This is a genomic window from Brevundimonas sp. EU05-FHT14B07 (assembly GCF_058790795.1).
The window spans coordinates 805,395-824,398 of sequence record NZ_JBYTCZ010000001.1 but is presented as its reverse complement, the minus strand read 5'-3'; the positions used below and the strand labels follow the sequence as shown (position 1 = coordinate 824,398).

The following is a 19,004-nucleotide window of genomic DNA, read 5'->3' as shown; positions in this document are numbered from 1 at the left end:
GTCTTGCCGTGGTCAACGTGACCAATCGTGCCGATGTTGCAGTGCGGCTTCGTCCGTTCGAACTTTTCCTTGGCCATGGCCAAACTCCTGATGGCCCGGGTCCGTCAGCGGAGGGGCGCGATGCTGATCTTTTAAAAACCTGGAGCGGGTAGACGGGATCGAACCGACATCCTCAGCTTGGAAGGCTGCTGCACTACCATTGTGCTATACCCGCGCGGAGACTACGGAAGTTCTTTCGGAACGCCGCAGCCGGTTCCTCTCCGTCGTCCTGATCCGTCGTATCCGTCAAGGCGCGTGGTGGGGGAAGAAGGACTCGAACCTTCGAAGCTTACGCAGGGGATTTACAGTCCCCCCCCTTTGCCACTCGGGACATTCCCCCAGCGCGCCTTGTCGAACCGTCGGACCCCTCGTTTCCGCCCATAAAGAAGCGGGACGAAACAAAAGCCTTCGGCTTGTCGCCTCCTCTAGGATAGAGGGGGCGCCCAGACCCGAAAGCCCTTGGGGCTCCAAATCGGAGGGCGTCTTATAGTGTCGTCGAAATCAGAACGCAACGACCGTAAAAGCGGTAAAAAACCGGTCTTCGGAAACCGTCCCGACGGCCCCCGCGACAAGGGCCAAAAGCCCGCTGCGCAAGGGTTTGGCCGGCGCGAGGAAACTCCTCGCCAGCCCCGTTCGCCCGATCGGGGCAAGTCGGACGCCGATAATTTTCTGTGGGGCCGACATCCGGTTTTGGCCGCTCTGGCGAATCCCGCCCGTCGCGGCATGGGTCGTCTGCTGGCCACGGCCGAGCGCGCCGCCGAGATCGAGAACAATGCTCTCGCAAACGGCCATAAGATCGAGGTGGTCGATATCCAGGCCCTGACCCGGATGCTGCCCCCCGGCGCCGTGCATCAGGGACTGGCCTTCAAGGTCCAACCGCTGGAGGGCGTGTCGCTGGAAGAGCTGGCCGATCCGGCTGAGGGCGTCATCGTCATGCTGGATCAGCTGACCGACCCCCAGAACGTGGGCGCCATCTTCCGTTCGGCCCTGGCGTTCGGCGCGCGGGGAATCATCGTTCAGGACCGTCATGCCCCGGCCCTGGCCGGCGCCCTGGCCAAGGCGGCCGTCGGCGCCACCGAACGCCTCCCTCATGCGCGCGTCACGAATCTGTCTCGTGCGCTGGAGCGGCTGGCCGATCTAGGCTGGCGCGCGGTCGGCCTGGACGGAACGGGCGAACAGACGCTGGAAGAAGCGCTGGATCATCAGCCGACCGTTCTGGTCATGGGGTCCGAAGGCGACGGCATCCGTCGTCTGGTCGCCGAACACTGCGACGTCCTGGCCAAAATCCCCATGCCGGGCGGATTCGAGAGCCTGAACGTGTCCAACGCGGCGGCGGTCGCGCTTTATGAAGCGGCGCGCGCGCAACGCGGCTGACAGAACGCCGCACCGAGGCTAAGGAGCGGAAATGGAATTCCTCTCGTCTCCCGAACTCGCCAGCCAGGCCACGGCCCTGGGCCAGGTCTTGCTGATGGATCTGGTCCTGGCCGGCGACAACGCCGTCGCCGTGGGCCTGGCCGCCGCCGCCCTGCCCCAGGACCAGCGTAAGAAGGCCATTCTGATCGGCCTGGCCGCCGCCGTCGTCATGCGAATCGGCTTTGCGCTGATCACCGTGCAGCTTCTGGCTCTGGTCGGCCTGTTGCTGGCCGGCGGCCTGCTGCTGCTGTGGGTGTGCTGGAAGATGTGGCGCGAACTGCGCGAGCAAGCCACGCACGACCAGGCCGAGGCCGAAAAGGAACTCGAACTGGCCATGAGCATCGAGCACGGCTCTGGACCGTCGCCCGAGGAACTGGGCCTGAAGCGCAAGAGCTTCGGCGCCGCCCTGCTTCAGATCATGGTCGCCGACATCACCATGTCGCTGGACAATGTGCTGGCCGTCGCCGGCGCCGCGCACGAACACCCCTGGATCATGGTCTTCGGCCTGGTCCTGTCGATCGCCCTGATGGGCGTCGCCGCCACCTATATCGCCAAGCTTCTGCACCGCTTCAGCTGGATCGGCTACATCGGTCTGGTCGTCGTCCTTTATGTCGCCCTGCACATGATCTGGGACGGCGCCCGTCAAGTGGTGGTGCGCACCGGCCATATGGACGAATTCAACGCCTCGGCCCCCGCCTTCCTTGAGATCGGTCCCGAGGAAGCGGCCAAACATCTGGGCCAGAAGCGCACCGGGGACAGCCCGACGCCGGCGCCCGCCGAACCGACGGTCGCGCCATGACCGTCGCCACGGTCACCGTCGAAGAGGCCGCCGCCTGGCTGCAGGCCGGCGAAGCGGTGCTGATCGATGTGCGCGAGCCTCACGAGTTCGCCGCCGCCCGCATCGACGGCGCGATCCTGGCGCCGCTCAGCCAGATGCCCGCCGCTTGGGAGGCGTTGGACCTTCCGGCCGACAAGAATATCATCGTCCAATGCTTGAAGGGCGGCCGCAGCCACCAGGTCTGCGCCTTTGTCGGCCCGACCGGCCCCGACGGCCAGCCGCTGTTCAACCTGACCGGCGGCATCCAGGCCTGGAATGCGGCGGGGCTTCCCATCGTGTTCGCCGAACAGGACTGATCAAAGGACGCACAGACAAAAGCCGCGCTCGATCCCGAGCGCGGCTCTTTCTTTGCAACACACGTGGGGTGGATCAGCCGTCCGCGCCGCCGAAGCGTTCGGACCATTCCGCGACCTGGGCGTCCTCGATCTTGGCGAACAACACACCCTGGGCCTCGACCTTGCCGCCGACGGGCAGGACGTTCAGCAGATCCTCGTCGGCGCCAGGCCAGCTCAGGTCCTCCATCCCAACCGACGCCGCGATCTTGGGCGCGGTGAACGGCAGGATCGGCGCGGCCAGACGCGCGAACAGGGCCACCAGGTTCAGACCCGTGCGCACCCCGACCGCCGCGCGGTCTCGATCGGTCTTCAGCGCCGTCCAGGGCGCGGCGACCTGCAGATACTCGTTGCCCAACACCCAGGCGGCGCGGATGGCGACAGCGGCCTTTCTGAACTCCATCGCTTCCAACTGTTCGGTCGCCTCGGCGACGGCGGCCTTGATATCGGCCTCCAGCTGGATCTCGACCGGTCCGGCCTCGCCGCCCTCGGGCACCACGCCGTCGAATTTGGATTCCGCGAATTTGACGATGCGGTTGACGAAGTTGCCCAGCACGTCGGCCAGGTCCTTGTTGGTCGAGGCCTGGAAGTCCTCCCAGGTGAAGGCCGAATCCGCGTGCTCCGGCCCATAGGCCGTCAGACGCCAGCGCCAGTAGTCGGCGGGCAGCAGCTCCAGCGCCTGATCCATAAAGACGCCGCGCTTCTGGCTGGTCGAAAACTTGCCGCCATACCAGTTCAGCCAGTTGAAGGCTTTCAGCTGGTCCACGGTCTTCCACGGCTCGCCCGAGCCGATGATGGTCGCCGGGAAGCTGACGGTGTGGAAGGCGACGTTGTCCTTGCCCATGAACTGGACATAGCGAACGTCCTCCGCCCCCTCGTCCAAACGCCACCAGTCACGCCACGTATTGCCGGTCGCCTGCGCCCACTCCTCGGTCGCGCCGATATATTCGATGGGGGCGTCGAACCAGACGTAGAAGACCTTGTCCTCCATGCCTGGACGCGGGAACCCTTCCTTGGTCACCGGCACGCCCCAGGCCAGGTCGCGGGTGATGCCCCGGTCGATCAGCCCCTCGTCCAGATGTTTGTAGGCGATGGACTTGGCCAGCTGTTGCCAGCCCGTCTTGCCGTCGACCCAGGCGCGGATTTCCGGCTCGATTTTGGTCTGAAGCAGATAAAGGTGACGCGTGTCGCGCACCTCCAGGTTCTTGGAGCCCGACACTGACGAATAGGGATCGATCAGGTCGGTCGGATCCAGCAGGCGTCCGCAGTTGTCGCACTGATCGCCGCGCGCGCCGACATGGCCGCAGTGCGGACACGTCCCCTCGACATAGCGGTCGGGCAGGAAGCGGGCGTCGTCGATCGAATAGATCATCCGATCCACCCGCTCTTCGATCAGGCCATTCTTCTCCAGCGCCTCGGCGAAATGCTGGGTCAGCCGATGGTTCTGCGGGTTCGACGACCGGCCAAACCAGTCGTAGCTCAGGCCGAAGGCCTGACCGGCGGCCTTCTGAATCTCGTGTTGCTCGTCGCAATAGGTGCGCACATCCTGACCGGCCGCGGCGGCGGCCAGTTCGGCCGGGGTGCCGTGTTCGTCGGTGGCGCAGATATAGAGCACCTCATGCCCCTGAGCCTGCTTGAACCGGGCCCAGACGTCGGCCGGCAACATCGAGCCCGCCAGATTCCCCAGGTGCTTGATGCCGTTGATGTAGGGCAGCGCCGAGGTGATAAGGATGCGGGCCATGATCGTCCAGGTGTTCGGGGAAGCGCAGGGATATAGAGCGGTGGCGCGGTTTCCTCAAACGCCTTGCGGCAGACGGCGCGCAATACGGATGAAACGCCCGGTCAGCAGGGTCGAGGACGCCAGGCTGGCGATCACCACCGCCCACACCAGGCCGTTGACGCCCATCTGGTGCGCCAGCACCCAGCCCAGCGGCATCATCACCGCCCCATAGGCGGCGAAATGCATGATGGTGGGCCACCAGACGTCGCCTGCCGCGCGGTTGGCCTGCGCCGCCACGACCTGAATGCCGTCCGCCACAAAGAACAGCGTCGCCAGCACCAGGGCCGGCGCCGCGATGGCCAGCAGGGCCGGGTCGCGATTGTAGGCGCCGACGATCAGATGGGCGCTGGGCCAGACCAGCAGGGCGACCACCAAGGTCAGGGCCGTCACGACGCCCAGCCCGACCAGCCCGGCGCGCATCACCCCTCGCCCGTCGCCGGCGCCATAGCTGCGGCCCACCAGCACCGCCGTCGCCGACGACAGCCCCATCGGCAGCATGAAGACGATGGCCGAGACGTTGAGCACAACCGCCCAGGCCGCCGTCTCCGCCGTACCGATCTGACCGGCGAAGAAGGTGAAACCGGAAAAGGCCCCGACCTCGATGAAATAGGATGCGCCGGCGCCCAGGCCGACCTTGACCTGTTCGCGCGCGGCCTTGGGATCGCGCTCGGGCTTGTCGAAGATGCCCAGCGCCCGCGCCTCGGGCAGACGCAGGATGTAGATCACCAGAAAGATCGCCAGCGCGGCCCGCGCCCCGAACGTCGCCCAGGCCGAGGCGAAGGCGCCGTCGAAGCCGAAGCCGAGCAGGTCCGGGACCAGCACGATGTTCAGCACCAGATTGACCCCGTTCGCCACCCACATGGCCACCATGCCGGGCTTGGGCCGGCCCAGAGCCTCCAGGAAGAACTGGCCCGTCACCGAGACCAGATAGAAGGGCATGGACAGGGCGAACACCACCAGGGCAGGCCCCGCGCCCTCCGCCAGACCGTCCTCCAGCCCCAGCTTGCCCAGTCCCCACGGGCCAATGGCGATCAGGGCGATCATCGACACGACGCCGATCTGCAACGAATAGGTCAGGCCGCGACGCAGCACCGAGCCGACCGCGTGCCGACGCCCCTCGCCCAGCATCCGCGCCGTCACCACCTGCACGCCCAGCATCAGGCCCACCGCCGTCGTCACCACGATCGACGTCGGCGCCCAGGCCAGAGAATGGAACGCCAGTTCCTGGCTGGAATAGTTGCCCACCACGATGGCGTCGGTCAGCCCCATGGTCATGATGCCGATGCGCGCCAGGATCACCGGCCATGCCAGGTTCAGCAGGTCGCGGAAGGCGGTACGGGTCTGGGGGCTGAGCGCGATCATCGGACGCGGCACAGGCCACGCCGACTCGCCGGGGTCAACTCCCAAAAACTTTGAGGGCTTGGCCTACCAGGCGCCCAGTTCGCGCAGCTGACGCACCAGTTCTTCCGGAGCCTCGCCAGCGTCGAGGTCGGTCAGATCGACCGGCGCATCTTTTGGCTCGAAATATCGCCAACCCTGGAAGGGACGCCGAGCCATGGGCGCGGTGCGAATGACTTTGGGTTCGAGCGTGATCTCGCATCGGATCTGCTTGCCCTCGCCCAAGGTTGTGATGTCCAGCACCGGCTGTCGACAGACGATCGTTCCCTTCACCACCCAGTAAAGAGAGCCGCCGTCCTCGATCTCGGTCGCCCGTTTCGGTGTCATTCGCGTATGAACCACCAGCGGCCCGCCCTTGGCGGCGCGGGTTTCCAGCCATTCGACGTCCGGCACCCCGACGCCCAGCTTGATCATGTGAAGCGGCATGGCGACCACGTAGTGCCCCTTAAACGCATTGGCCAGATTCTTAATCTTAGAGGGCTAACCATCGGCTCGCGCCGCTCAGTTCGCCCAGCGCCTTTAGGACCAGTATGTACGGATTGATTACCCGCCTGACGGCCCATCCCGGCCGCCGCGACGAACTGGGCCTCTGCCTGCTGGATCCCAATGTGAAGCGACCGGGCTGCCACAGCTACGTCGTGGCGCACGATGTGAATGACGCCGACGCCCTGCTCGTCACAGAGGTCTGGATGAGCAAGGCCTCGCACGATGCCTGGTTCAACACGATCCGCGAATCCAGAGTGATGCGTCCGGCGCTCGGCTTGATCGCGCTATGGGGCGACACGGTCGTGACGCGCCCGATCGGCGGCGTGGGGCTTTAGTCCGCCTTCACCACCGCCAGCACGGCCGCCTCGACGACCTGGTCGCCAAGAGACGCGACGCTTTCCACCACGCCGTCGAACGGCGCGGTCAGGGCGTGTTCCATCTTCATGGCTTCCAGCACCACGACCGGCTGGCCCTTCGTCACAGCGTCCCCTGCCTTGACCGGCGTCGCGACGATCTTGCCCGGCATGGGCGCGCGCAGCGAACCATCCGACACCGCGCCCGCGCCTGAACCCACGGCGGCGCGATAGGGCGTGACGCGACGCGCCTCGCCATCGACGAACAGGACAAACCCGTCATCGACGGCCTGATAGCCGAACAGGCGATCCCCCGCCTGAACCTGGTCGAACCCGACGTGGGCCAGTTCTCCTTGAGAACCGCGCCAGCCCGTTTCGACCGGCGTCACCGCAGCGGACACGCCCTGACCGTCGACATGGGCCCAGACGGTCGTCTGCGCCGGCGCATTCAGACGCACGCCATAGGACAGGCCTGGCTGGCCGCCCCAAGGGCTGAACCGGTCCGAACGCGCATCGACCGCATCCGCCGCTGCTTCCGCAATCAGGGTCAGAGCCGCCAGCGTCGCTTCGTCGGAAGGCTGCGGCTGCAAAGCCGCCTCCTCCGCCGCGATGAAGCCAGTGTCCACGTCGCCTGCGACGAAGCGCGGATGCTCCAGGCAGCGTTTCAGGAAGCCGGCGTTGGCCTTGACCGGCCAGACCTCGACCTCGCCCGCCGCCTCGGCCAGACGCGCCGCCGCCGCCTCGCGCGTGTCTTCATGCACGATCAGCTTGGCGATCATCGGGTCGTAGAACTGGCTGACCTCACCGCCCTGCTCCACGCCTGTATCGACGCGGATGCCGTCCGGCATGACGAAATGCTCCAGCTTGCCGATGGAGGGCAGGAAGCCGTTGGCGGGATCCTCGGCATACAGACGTGCCTCCATGGCCCAGCCGTTTAGCTGTATCTGATCCTGCTTCAACGGGACCGGCTCGCCCGCCGCCACGCGGAACTGCCATTCGACCAGATCGACGCCCGTCACGCTCTCGGTCACGGGATGCTCGACCTGCAGCCGGGTGTTCATCTCCATGAACCAGACGCCGTCCGCCTTCAGCCCGTCCGAGGCGTCGGCGATGAACTCGATGGTCCCGGCCCCGACATAGTTGACCGCCCGGGCCGCCTTGATCGCGGCCCCGGTCACTGCGGCGCGCACGGCCTCGCTCATGCCCGGCGCGGGCGCCTCTTCGATCACCTTCTGGTGGCGGCGTTGCAGCGAACAGTCGCGCTCATAAAGGTGGACGACCTCGCCGTGCTTGTCGCCGAACACCTGCACCTCGATGTGGCGTGGGCGGGTGATGTAGCGTTCAATCAGAACCCGGTCGTCGCCGAAGGCCGCAGCCCCCTCGCGCTTGGCGCTGGCCAGACCGGCGGCGAAATCGGCCGGATCATCGACCCGTTTCATCCCCTTGCCGCCGCCGCCCGCGACCGCCTTGATCAGCACCGGATAGCCGATCCGCGCCGCCTCGGCCGTCAGGGTCTCTTCCGACTGGTCCGCGCCCTGATAGCCGGGCGTCACCGGCACCCCGGCCTGGATCATCAGCTCCTTGGCCGCGTCCTTCAGCCCCATCGCCCGGATCGAGGACGGGTCCGGCCCGATCCAGACCAGGCCCGCCGCCGCGACGGCCTCGGCGAAGTCGGCGTTCTCACTCAGGAAGCCATATCCGGGGTGGATCGCTTCGACCCCTGTCGCCTTGGCCGCCGCCAGCACCTTGGCGCCGTCCAGATAGCTTTCGCGCGCCGCCGCCGGTCCGATCAGCACCGCCTCGTCGGCTTCGCGCACATGCAGGGCGTTGGCGTCCGCCTCGGAATAGACGGCGATGGTGCGAATCCCCATCCGCTTGGCGGTGCGGAAGACACGGCAGGCGATTTCGCCGCGATTGGCGACAAGGACGGACTTGAACATGAAGCGGTCTTAGCCGGATCGTGCGCATCAGGCGAGAGGCAGAGCACGACCCTTCTCACGCGACGCGGCAGGCGTTAAGCCCCTCCCATGTCCCTGCGCCCCCTCTTCGTCACCCAGGTCTATGAAGCCTCCCTCGCCGAAGGGCGTGGCTGGCCTGACTTCAACGCACAGCTGATCGACGTCATCCGGATGATGGCCGAGGAGGACGAGGCCGGCCGCCGGTGGTGCAAGGCCAACGCCTATCGCGGCTATACCTCCTACGGCTCGCTGGACGACCTGCCGCAGCGGTTCCCCGAGTTCGCCGAGCTGAAGCGTCACCTGGATCGCCATGCCGTCGCCTATGCCAAGGCCCTGAACTTCGACCTGGCGCGCAAACCCCGCCTCGACAATCTGTGGGTCAACATCCTGAAGCCCGGCGGCGGCCATACAGGTCACATCCACCCGCACGCCTTCCTGTCGGGCACCGTCTATATCGCCGTGCCAGACGGCGCCTCATCGCTGAAGCTGGAAGATCCCCGCCTGCCCTTCATGATGGCCCGCCCGTCGGTGACCGATGACGCGAGCGAGGCCGAGCGGCCGTTCGTCTATCTGCAGCCTCAGGCAGGCACGGTGCTGATGTGGGAAAGCTGGCTGCGGCACGAGGTGCCGACCAACCTGGCCAAGGCCGACCGGATTTCGATCAGCTTCAACTACGCCTGAAATCGGCCGCCGTTTCCGGCGGCCGATCAGCGCATTCAAACCGTCCAGCTGGCCTTGCGCTTTTCCAGGAAGGCGGCGACGCCCTCGCGGCCTTCGTTTGATACGCGGGCGCGGGCGATGCGTTTGGCGGTTTCATCCATCAGACCGTTGTCGATCTTGTGGTGGGCGATGTCGTTGACCAGACGCTTGGCCTCGCCCATCGCGCCCGGCGCATTGTTGGTCAGGCTGTCGCTCAGCATCGAGATGAACTCGTCCACCGATCCCTCGGGCAGGACCAAGTCGATCAGGCCGGCATGGGCGGCGTAGTCGGCGTCGAAGGCGTTGGCGGTCAGGAACAACTGGCGGGCGCGGCGCGCGCCGACGGCCTCGATCACATAGGGGGCGATGGTCGCCGGGATCAGACCCAGCTTGACTTCGGAGAAGGCAAACCTCGCCCCCTCGACCGCCACCGCCATGTCGCAGGCGGCGACGATGCCCGCTCCGCCGCCCATGGCGTTGCCTTCGACCACCGCCACCGTCAGGGCGGGAATGTCGTGCAGGGCCTTCAGCATTTTCGCCAGGCCCATGGCGTCGTCGCGGTTGTCGCTCTCGGACCAGCCGGCGGCGTCGCGCATCCAGTTCAGATCGGCCCCGGCGCTGAAGGTGCCGCCCGCCCCCCGAATGAAGACGGCCCGCACCCGGTCCGCGCCGTGCAGCGTTTCGAACGCCTCGTGCAGGGCCGCGATGGTCGCCGCGTCGAAGGCGTTCTTCTTCTGCGGACGGTTGATGGTGACGAAGACGACGCCGTCGGTGGTCGAATCGATCTGCACCAGATCATCGTCGGCGTCCGGCGCCGCATCGGGCAGCAGCGGCTGGGCGATGCTGTTGATCTCGGCCGCCTCGGCGTCGGTGACGTCCAGGGCGTTGAGGTCGGCTTCGGTCGGTTGATCGGCCATGGGGGTCTCCAAACTGCGTGTCCGCTCACAACGAGGCGCGGACCAATAGGTTACATCCGGAACAGGCCGAACGTCGTCTCCGGGATGGGGGCGTTCAGGCTGGCGCTGATGGCCAGGCCCAGCACATCACGGGTCTGGGCCGGATCGATGACGCCGTCGTCCCACAGGCGGGCGGTGGCGTAATAGGGATTGCCCTCGTCCTCATACTTCTGGCGGATCGGCGCCTTGAAGGCCTCGGCGTCGTCAGGGGACCAAGTCTCGGCGTCGCGGTGCACGGTGGCCAGGACGCTGGCGGCCTGCTCGCCGCCCATGACCCCGATCCGGCTGTTGGGCCAGGTGAACAGGAAGCGCGGCGAATAGGCCCGGCCGCACATGCCGTAGTTTCCGGCTCCGAAGCTCCCGCCGATCAGGACGGTGAACTTGGGCACTTCGGCCGAGGCCACGGCCGTCACCAGTTTGGCGCCGTCCTTGGCGATGCCGCCCGCTTCGTATTTCCCGCCGACCATGAAGCCACTGATGTTTTGCAGGAACAGCAGCGGAATCTTGCGCTTGCAGGCCAGTTCGATGAAGTGCGCGCCCTTCTGGGCGCTTTCGGAAAAGATGACGCCGTTGTTGGCCAGGATGGCGACCGGATAGCCCCAGATGCGCGCGAACCCGCACACCAGGGTCGAGCCGTACAGGCTCTTGAACTCGTCGAACTCCGACCCGTCCACCAGCCGGGCGATGACCTCGCGCACATCATAGGGGGCGCGCACGTCGTCGGGGATCAGGCCGTACAGCTCCTCCGCGTCGAAGGCCGGCGCGCGCGGTTCGCGCACATCCATCTCGACGGCCTTGGTCGTGTTCAGATTGGCGACGATGGAGCGCACGATCTCCAGCGCGTGCTCATCGTTCTCGGCGACATGATCGACCACGCCCGAGCGACGACCGTGGGTCTCCGCCCCGCCCAGCTCCTCCGCCGAGATGACCTCGCCGGTTGCGGCTTTCACCAGGGGCGGCCCGGCCAGGAAGATGGCGCCCTGGTTTCTGACGATGATCGTCTCGTCCGACATGGCCGGCACATAGGCCCCTCCGGCGGTGGACAGGCCCATGACGCAGGCGATCTGGGCGATGCCCTTGGCGCTCATCCGGGCCTGGTTGAAAAAGATGCGGCCGAAATGGTCGCGGTCGGGAAACACCTCGGCCTGGTGCGGCAGATTGGCCCCGCCGCTATCGACCAGATAGACGCACGGCAGGCGGTTCTGCTCGGCGATCTCCTGGGCGCGCAGGTGCTTCTTCACCGTCATGGGGAAGTAGGCGCCGCCCTTCACCGTAGGATCATTGCAGACGATCATGACCTCGCGGCCCGAAACGCGGCCGATGCCGGCGATGACGCCCGCCGCCGGGGCCTCGCCGTCATACATGTCGTGCGCAGCCAGCTGCCCGATCTCCAGGAAGGGCGAGCCGGGATCCAGCAGGCGCTCGACGCGGTCGCGCGACAACAGTTTGCCGCGAGCGACGTGACGCTCGCGGGACTTGTCAGACCCGCCGCGCGCGGCCTTGGCCACATGGTTGCGCAACTCGGCGACCAGGGCGCTGTTGTGCGCGTGCAGGGACTTGTATTTTTGGCTTTGCGGATCGACCGCGGACGTCAGCTTCGGCATGGGGCTGGTTTAGGCGGGGTCGAGGGGCGCCACAAGCGTCTGCCGCCATCCTTGCTTCCTCGCCCCTTTTCGCCTATAGGCCCCGCCTTTCCAGGGCTTCGGTCCTGTCGCGGAGCACCAAAGGGTTGGACGTTCGGTCCGGCCGCCGCGCCAGGAGCCATCGTGGAGACCGACTTACCCGGTCGTTTCCGCGCCGACGCCCACAAGGGAGACTACCGCATGGCTCTTTACGAGCACACGGTCATGACGCGCCAGGATATCTCGGCGCAACAGGCCGAAGCGCTAAATGACACCATCAAGGATCTGATCGTCGCCGGTGGCGGCTCGGTCGCAAAGATCGAATACTGGGGTCTGCGCAACCTGACCTACCGCGTGAAGAAGAACCGCAAGGCTCACTATTCGCTGCTGGCCGTCGACGCCCCTCCGGCCGCCATGGCCGAAGTCGAGCGTCAGCTGTCGATCAACGAAGACGTGCTGCGCTGGCTGACCGTCCGCGTCGAGGAACTCGACCTGGAACTGTCGCCGCTGCTGGCCCGCCGCGAGCGTGAGCGCGAGCGTGAGCGCGAGCGCACCCCGCGCGACGACGCCGCCGCCGACGCCGAATAAGGAACCCGGAACATGACCGATACCACCGCCCCGACCCCGGGCGCACCGGCGGGCTCCGGCGCCGCCGGCCGCCGCCCCTTCTATCGTCGCCGCAAGGTCTGCCCGTTCTCGGGCGCCAATGCGCCGAAGATCGACTACAAGGACGTCAAGCTGCTGCAGCGTTACGTCTCCGAACGTGGCAAGATCGTGCCTTCGCGCATCACCGCCGTCTCCCAGAAGAAGCAGCGTGAACTGGCCAAGGCCATCAAGCGCGCTCGCTATCTGGCCCTCCTGCCTTACGTGGTGAAGTGAGATGAAGGTCGTTCTGCTTGAACGCGTCGAGAATCTCGGCGCCATCGGCGACGTCGTGTCCGTCAAGGACGGCTTCGCCCGTAACTTCCTTCTGCCGCGCGACAAGGCCCGCCGGGCCACCGCCGCCAACCTGAAGGCGTTCGAACTCGACCGCGCCGCCATCGAGCAGCGCAACGAGAAGAACAAGGCCGATGCACAGAAGGTCGCCGACAAGATCGACGGCCAGACCTACGTCATGATCCGTCAGGCCGGTGAAACCGGTCACCTGTACGGTTCGGTCGCCGGTCGCGACGTCGCCGAGGCCATCCAGGCCGAAGGCGGCAAGGTCGAGCGCTCGCAGGTCGTCCTGAACACGGCGATCAAGAGCCTGGGCGTCCACGAAGTGCCGGTTCGCCTGCACGCCGAGGTCCGCGCCACGGTCAAGATCAACATCGCCCGCTCGATGGACGAGGCCGAGCGCCAAGCCAAGGGCGAGGACGTGATCCGCAGCCAGTTCGACGATGAGCGCCAGGCCGCCGAGCAATCGGCCCAGGAACTGATCGAAGGCGGCGCCGGTCAACAAGAAGGCTTCGGCGACGAAGCCTGATCCGACCGGATCCCAAACGACATCAAGGGCGCGTCTCGCAAGGGACGCGCCCTTTTTGCTGCGCGGCAGACGGTCGCCAACCGCACGGCCGATCGCCACCTTGATCTATGACAAGATTACAACAAACCCAGATCATTGATCTCCCAGACGGACATCTAGACATTAAGCTTGCTTGACGTCGTCACATTGCGGTCACAGCCTGCAATCGCGGCTCGCGTTTCGATTATACGCGCAAGATTATTGCGCCTCTTGAGAAGCTGGCTCAGGGCGACGGCATGGCGGCCTGCCGAGCGCCGACACAGAGGGCTGTCGTGCATCGTCGGGGACTATCAATGAAAATCGGATACGGTCGTCAGGCCCTGTTGGCCTTTGCCTCCACCAGCGCTCTCTTCATCGCCTCATCGGCATTCGCTCAGACCACCCCTCCGTCAAGTGAAGCCACCGATGTCGATGAGATCGTCGTCACCGGCACGCGCACCGTCGGGCGCAGCCGGCTCGACAGCGTCGCGCCCGTCGATGTCATCACCGGCGAAACTCTGGCGAAACAGGGCACCGGCACAGAATTGGCCGCGGCCCTCGCCGCCACCGCGCCGTCCATCAACTTCCCTCGTCCCGCCATTTCCGACGGCTCGGATCATGTTCGTCCGGCAACCCTGCGCGGTCTGGCTCCTGACCAGACCCTTGTCCTGATCAACGGTCAGCGCGGCCATGTCGGCGCCCTGGTCAACGTCAACGGCGCGCTTGGCCGTGGCTCCACAGCCTTCGACCTGAATACGATTCCGTCGATCAGCCTTGGCTCGGTCGAAGTCCTGCGTGACGGTGCTTCGGCGCAATATGGCGCCGACGCCATCGCCGGCGTCATCAATCTGCGTCTGCGTCAGGCGTCGAGCGGCGGCGGCATCACCGCCAACTACGGCATCTACGACACCGACTTCACGACCGCGCGCGGCGAGCACAGCCGCCGCGACGGCGAACAGACCTCGCTCGCCGGCTGGGTCGGCCTGCCCCTGTTTGGCGACGGCTTCCTGACCCTTTCGGGCGAAGTCCAGAAACGCCAGCCCACCAATCGCTCCGACTACGCGGCGACCACCGCCGTCAACGGAGGCAGTGCGACCACCGTCATCGGTCGCTTCGGCGATCCCTATACAGAAGCCTACACCGGCTATTTCAACGCCGGAAAACCGCTTGGCGGCGAATGGGAAGCCTATGCCTTCGGCGGCTATCAGAAGCGCAAGTCCGAGGCTGCGGCGACCGCCCGCGCCTTCAACAACTCAAACAACGTCACCGCCATCTATCCCAATGGCTTCCTGCCAATCATCGCCGCCGACATCGACGACTACAATATATACGGCGGCCTGAAAGGCCCCGCCGCCGGCTTCGACTGGGATATCTCGGTCGGGTACGGCCGAAACGAGTTGGACTATCGCGTCCTGAACTCCCTGAACGCCTCCTATGGCGCCGCGTCTCAGACCCAGTTCGACGCCGGCGGCCTCAGCTACGGTCAACTGACCATCGGCGTGGATGCGGTGAAACAGATCGAAGCGAACCTGTATGAACCGCTCAACGTCGCCTTCGGAGTCGAATACCGACGCGAGGACTTCAACGTCACCGCAGGCGAGCCGACATCCTACAACAAGGGCCCCGTCACGGCCGGCGGCGCCGGATCGCAGGGCTTCCCTGGCTTTGCGCCATCCAATGCGGTCGATGTCGATCGCAACAACATCAGCGCTTACATAGACCTGGAGGGCAAATTCTCCGAACAGTTCAGTGTCGGTCTGGCCGGGCGCTACGAGGACTATTCCGATTTCGGCGATCAGTTCACGGGCAAGATTTCGGGACGCTACGACTTCACCGAGGCCTTCGCCCTGCGTGGCGCCATTTCGACGGGCTTCAAATCGCCAGCCCTTCAGCAACAGTACTTCAGCTACATCGCCACCAACCTTGTCGCCACAGCGGGCGGCGTGGTGCTGCAGCAGAACGGCTCGTACCGGGTCGACGATCCTATCGCGATCGCCTTGGGCTCAAAGCCGCTGGAGCCCGAGACCTCGACCAACTACTCGCTCGGCGCGGTCTTCCGACATGAAGGCTTCGAACTGACGGTGGACACCTACCGCATCGATGTCGCTGACCGGATCATCTATTCCGAGACGCTCGGCGTGTCGCGGCCCAGCCAGACGGCGCAATCCACGGCTGCCATTCAGGCTCTGCTCGCTCCGTTCGGCGTGACCGGCGCGCGGTTCTTCCTGAACGGTGTGGACACCTCGACCAGCGGCGTCGATGTCGTGGCGCGCTATCGGACGCAGCAGGATTTCGGGCGGTTCGATTTCACACTGGCGGGCAACTTCAACTCCACCGAAGTGACCAAGACGCCAGCGGTTCCCAGCAACCTCGCCATTGCCCCGTCCGACGCCTTCCTCTTCGACCGCTCTTCCAAACTGTCGTTTGAGCAAGGCACGCCGGAACAGAAGATTGTCGCCAGCGTGGACTGGTCGCTGGGCGACTTCGGTGCGACCTTGAAGGGCACCAGCTACGACAGCGTTCTGGTCGCCAACAACAACGCCACCCTGGACTACGAAACGGGCGACGCGCTGCTGGTGGATCTGGAGGGCCGTTACACCCTACCGTTCGGCGTGTCGCTCGCTGTCGGCGTGAACAACCTGACCGACGAATATCCAACCGCCACGCCGACCAACATCAACGGCGCGACCGGTTCGGTGGGCTACCCGAGCTACTCGCCTTACGGCTTCAACGGCCGCTTCTTCTACGGCCGTCTGAGCTACAACTTTTAAGCCAACTGATATCCCACTCGAATGGGGCGTTCTTCGGAGCGCCCCATTTTGCGTGGCAATAGATTTCCTACTGACTGCCGCAACAAAACATGGCCGCCTGCGTCGATTGACCCGCCGCACCTTCGCCCTGATATGGCCATGACCGCCGGGATCTCCCCGACCTTGCGGTTGGAGAGGCCATGAAGATCACCCCCCGTTTTACGGCTACGCCGCTCGCCATCGCGCGATGTTGCGGCTGAGACCGCACGCCATACCCAATCCCAAGCCGATCATAAAAAGCCCGTCGCGGTTAGCGGCGGCGATGCGCGCTCGCGCCAAAAAACAAACTTTAGGAAATCTCTCAATGCGCTCTCTTTCTCAACGGGCCGCCGCACCGGCCCTGCTCGCCACCGTCTCGACCTTCGCCCTGCTGACCGCCGCCCCGGCCTTTGCTCAAAGCGCCGAACCCGTCGCCGATGAGGCGGCGCAGGTGGACGACATTGTCGTGACCGGCACGCGGGTCCAGAACCGGTCGCGCCTCGACACCCTGGCGCCCGTCGACGTCGTGACGTCCGAGGCGTTGCAGACGCGCGGCACGACGGAGTTCGCCACGGCCCTGGCCCAGGCCGTGCCGTCGCTGACCTTCCAGCGGCCGTCCGCCAACGATGGCTCGGACTCGATCCGCCCGATCACCCTGCGCGGCCTGTCGCCGGATCAGACGCTGGTGCTGGTCAACGGCACGCGTCGCCATGCCTCGGCCTTGGTCAACGTCAACGGCGTGGTGGGGCGCGGGTCAGCCGCCGTCGATCTGAACACCATTCCGACCGGCGCTCTGGACCGGGTAGAGGTGCTGCGTGACGGCGCCTCGGCCCAGTACGGCTCGGACGCCATCGCCGGGGTGGTGAACCTGCGCCTGAAGGAGGCCTCCAGCGGCGGCGGCGCCAGCGTGACCTACGGCCAGTATTTCACCACGGTGAAGACCGCGCGCGGCGAACGCGACGAGACCGACGGCGGCACAGTTACGGCCTCGGCCTGGCAAGGGTTCTCACTGGGCGACGACGGCTTTCTGACCCTGTCGGCGGAGTATCTGAACCGCGAGTCGACCAATCGCTCGGACTATGACCCCCGTGCGGCGGCGAACGGCGCGATCACCGCCCGGTTCGGCGATCCGGATGTGGAGCAGTGGACCGTGTTCGCCAACGCCGGCAAGGGCCTGGGCAACGGCTGGGAGGCCTATGGCTGGGCCGGCTATCAGGACCGCGACAGCGAAGGCGCCGCCTTCCCTCGCCTTTCCGACAACGTCAACAATGTCGCCTCGATCTACCCGAACGGCTTCCTGCCGAAGGTCGCCATCAATTCGAAAGACGCCTCGCTGGCCGGCGGCCTGCGCGGCGAACTGGCGGGCTGGAACACGGACATCAGCCTGACCTATGGCCGCAATGCTCTGGACTTCCGCACCGAGGATTCGCTGAACTCCACCTACGGCGCGACTTCGCCGACCAGCTTCGGGTCCGGCAGCCTGATCTATGACCAGTTGGTGCTGGGCGCCGACTTCAGCCGTGAGTTCGAGGTCGGTCTGTCCGGCGGCCCACTGAACTTCGCCTGGGGGCTGGAGCAGCGCTGGGAAAACTACAAGATCGAGGCCGGCCAGCCTGAAAGCTACAACCGCGGGCCGTTGGGCGCCAACACCGCCCTGACCGGCGGCGCCCAGGGCTTCGTCGGCTTCCAGCCCTCGAACGCCGTGGATGTCGACCGCGACAACTTCGCCGCATACGCCGACGTCGAAATTCCCCTAACCGACAAGCTGCGCGTCGAGGGCGCCGTGCGGTTCGAGGACTATTCCGATTTCGGCGACACCCAGACGGGCAAGCTGTCGGCCCGCTATGACTTCACCCCCAGCTTCGCCCTGCGCGGTTCGGTCTCGACCGCCTTCCGCGCGCCGTCGTTGCAGCAGTCGTATTTCACCTCCACCGCCTCGGTGATCCAAAACGGCGCCGTCGTCGAAACCGGCACATTCCCGGCCACCAGCGCGGTCGCGACGGCTCTTGGCGCGCGTCCGCTGAAGGCTGAGACCTCGACCAACTACTCGGTGGGCGCCGTGGTGCGTCTGGGCCGGTTCGACCTGACGGTCGACGCCTACAAGATCGACATCGACGATCAGATCGTTCTGTCGGAACTGATCAACCGGACGTTCTCGGGCCAGGTCGCCGGCCTGCTGGATCCGCAAGGCGTTCAGGCCGCGCGCTTCTTCCTGAACGGGGTCTCGACCTCGACCGAAGGCGTGGACATCGTCGGGCGTTATCGTCTGCCGACCGATACGCTCGGCGATTTCGACTTCACCGTCGCGGCGAACTTCAACGATGTGTCTGTCAACCGCGTGCCGACGTCCTCCTCGGTTCTGAACCCGGTGCCGACCCTGTTCGCCCGCCAACGCATCCTGACCATCGAAGACGGCACGCCCGACACCAAGGTTTCGGCGTCGGCGGACTGGAGCCGGGACAAGTGGGGCGCCACGATTCGCGCCACCTACTATGGCGACGTGCTGCAACCCGGATCGACGGCGGCGAACGACTATAGCACCGGGGCCAAGACGGTCGTGGATCTGGAAGGCCGGTTCCAGTTGACCGAGCGCGTGGGCGTGGCGATCGGCGTGGACAATGTGTTCGACGAATATCCGGACTTCGTGCCGGCGTCGCTGAACTCCAACGGCGTTCTGGGCTTCCCCTACTATTCGCCCTTCGGTTTCAACGGTCGTTACGGCTATGCGCGCCTCAGCCTGAAATGGTGAGGTCGGCCTGATCGCCGGCCAGGCAGGGGCGCTCTTCGGAGCGCCCTTTTGCTTGTTTGCATTACGAAACCTTCAGCTTGGCCGTTCTGCTCCGCCCCAGTTGCGACAC

Annotated in this window: 17 protein-coding genes and 2 tRNA genes; 10 read left to right on the top strand and 9 right to left on the bottom strand. The window is 65.8% G+C overall.

What is annotated here, in order from left to right; genetic code table 11:
• The 3 genes from AC3WRC_RS04075 to AC3WRC_RS04065 form a co-directional block, all read right to left on the bottom strand.
• The coding region (locus AC3WRC_RS04075; RefSeq protein ID WP_007443273.1) for a hypothetical protein at positions 1-77 on the bottom strand (77 nt) is incomplete at its 3' end.
• A 63-nt stretch (positions 78-140) separates the two neighbouring features.
• Positions 141-214, bottom strand: a tRNA-Gly gene (locus tag AC3WRC_RS04070).
• Positions 215-295: 81 nt separating this feature from the next.
• A tRNA-Tyr gene (locus AC3WRC_RS04065) sits at positions 296-379 on the bottom strand.
• Positions 380-528: 149 nt separating this feature from the next.
• Here AC3WRC_RS04065 and rlmB point away from each other — a divergent pair.
• Genes rlmB through AC3WRC_RS04050 form a run of 3 tightly spaced genes read left to right on the top strand, consistent with a single transcriptional unit; the run spans position 529 to position 2,586 of the window.
• Positions 529-1,413, top strand: a complete 885-nt coding sequence (rlmB, locus tag AC3WRC_RS04060; protein WP_354074744.1) for a 23S rRNA (guanosine(2251)-2'-O)-methyltransferase RlmB — start codon at positions 529-531, stop codon at positions 1,411-1,413.
• A gap of 31 nt (positions 1,414-1,444) precedes the next feature.
• Positions 1,445-2,251, top strand: a complete 807-nt coding sequence (locus AC3WRC_RS04055) for a TerC family protein (protein ID WP_492302984.1) — start codon at positions 1,445-1,447, stop codon at positions 2,249-2,251.
• A complete protein-coding gene (locus tag AC3WRC_RS04050) occupies positions 2,248-2,586 on the top strand; it encodes a rhodanese-like domain-containing protein (protein WP_055754935.1) in 339 nt (112 codons plus the stop codon). The genes AC3WRC_RS04055 and AC3WRC_RS04050 overlap by 4 nt, the downstream gene beginning before the upstream one ends.
• Positions 2,587-2,659: 73 nt before the next feature.
• Here AC3WRC_RS04050 and metG read toward each other — a convergent pair whose 3' ends face one another.
• The 3 genes from metG to AC3WRC_RS04035 are packed head-to-tail and all read right to left on the bottom strand — an operon-like array spanning position 2,660 to position 6,226.
• Complete coding sequence (metG, locus tag AC3WRC_RS04045) at positions 2,660-4,363, bottom strand: methionine--tRNA ligase (RefSeq protein ID WP_492302983.1); 1,704 nt, start codon at positions 4,361-4,363, stop codon at positions 2,660-2,662.
• Positions 4,364-4,417: 54 nt separating this feature from the next.
• The gene (locus AC3WRC_RS04040; protein ID WP_492302982.1) at positions 4,418-5,776 is read right to left on the bottom strand and encodes an MATE family efflux transporter; all 1,359 of its coding nucleotides are present in this window, start codon (positions 5,774-5,776) and stop codon (positions 4,418-4,420) included.
• A gap of 51 nt (positions 5,777-5,827) precedes the next feature.
• Positions 5,828-6,226, bottom strand: coding sequence for a DUF1489 family protein (locus AC3WRC_RS04035; protein ID WP_492302981.1), 399 nt, complete (start codon positions 6,224-6,226; stop codon positions 5,828-5,830).
• Between the two features lie 104 nt (positions 6,227-6,330).
• On the opposite strand from AC3WRC_RS04035, the gene AC3WRC_RS04030 reads away from it, so the two are divergent.
• Positions 6,331-6,621: a putative quinol monooxygenase gene (locus AC3WRC_RS04030; protein WP_039247635.1), complete on the top strand. Its 291-nt coding sequence runs from the start codon at positions 6,331-6,333 to the stop codon at positions 6,619-6,621.
• Here the strand turns inward: AC3WRC_RS04030 and AC3WRC_RS04025 are convergent.
• Positions 6,618-8,579, bottom strand: coding sequence for an acetyl/propionyl/methylcrotonyl-CoA carboxylase subunit alpha (locus tag AC3WRC_RS04025; RefSeq protein ID WP_492302980.1), 1,962 nt, complete (start codon positions 8,577-8,579; stop codon positions 6,618-6,620). The two genes, AC3WRC_RS04030 and AC3WRC_RS04025, sit on opposite strands and share 4 nt — an antisense overlap.
• A gap of 87 nt (positions 8,580-8,666) precedes the next feature.
• On the opposite strand from AC3WRC_RS04025, the gene AC3WRC_RS04020 reads away from it, so the two are divergent.
• Positions 8,667-9,278 (top strand): TIGR02466 family protein, encoded by a 612-nt coding sequence (locus AC3WRC_RS04020; protein WP_492302979.1) that lies wholly within the window; start codon positions 8,667-8,669, stop codon positions 9,276-9,278.
• A gap of 35 nt (positions 9,279-9,313) precedes the next feature.
• Here AC3WRC_RS04020 and AC3WRC_RS04015 read toward each other — a convergent pair whose 3' ends face one another.
• Complete coding sequence (locus AC3WRC_RS04015; protein ID WP_492302978.1) at positions 9,314-10,213, bottom strand: enoyl-CoA hydratase-related protein; 900 nt, start codon at positions 10,211-10,213, stop codon at positions 9,314-9,316.
• Between the two features lie 50 nt (positions 10,214-10,263).
• Positions 10,264-11,856 carry a carboxyl transferase domain-containing protein gene (locus tag AC3WRC_RS04010; RefSeq protein WP_174086368.1) on the bottom strand — a complete coding sequence of 531 codons (1,593 nt, stop codon included), beginning with the start codon at positions 11,854-11,856 and terminating at the stop codon, positions 10,264-10,266.
• A 219-nt stretch (positions 11,857-12,075) separates the two neighbouring features.
• Between AC3WRC_RS04010 and rpsF the strand changes: the two genes are divergently transcribed.
• The 5 genes from rpsF (at position 12,076) to AC3WRC_RS03985 (ending at position 18,895) form a co-directional block, all read left to right on the top strand.
• Positions 12,076-12,462: a 30S ribosomal protein S6 gene (rpsF, locus tag AC3WRC_RS04005; RefSeq protein ID WP_026108635.1), complete on the top strand. Its 387-nt coding sequence runs from the start codon at positions 12,076-12,078 to the stop codon at positions 12,460-12,462.
• Positions 12,463-12,474: 12 nt separating this feature from the next.
• Complete coding sequence (gene rpsR / locus AC3WRC_RS04000; protein ID WP_008259463.1) at positions 12,475-12,753, top strand: 30S ribosomal protein S18; 279 nt, start codon at positions 12,475-12,477, stop codon at positions 12,751-12,753.
• 1 nt (position 12,754) lies between these two features.
• Complete coding sequence (gene rplI, locus AC3WRC_RS03995; RefSeq protein WP_055754943.1) at positions 12,755-13,339, top strand: 50S ribosomal protein L9; 585 nt, start codon at positions 12,755-12,757, stop codon at positions 13,337-13,339.
• Positions 13,340-13,671: 332 nt separating this feature from the next.
• Positions 13,672-16,128, top strand: coding sequence for a TonB-dependent receptor plug domain-containing protein (locus AC3WRC_RS03990; protein ID WP_492302977.1), 2,457 nt, complete (start codon positions 13,672-13,674; stop codon positions 16,126-16,128).
• 343 nt (positions 16,129-16,471) lie between these two features.
• Positions 16,472-18,895, top strand: a complete 2,424-nt coding sequence (locus AC3WRC_RS03985; RefSeq protein ID WP_492302976.1) for a TonB-dependent receptor plug domain-containing protein — start codon at positions 16,472-16,474, stop codon at positions 18,893-18,895.
• The last annotated feature ends 109 nt before the right edge of the window (positions 18,896-19,004 follow it).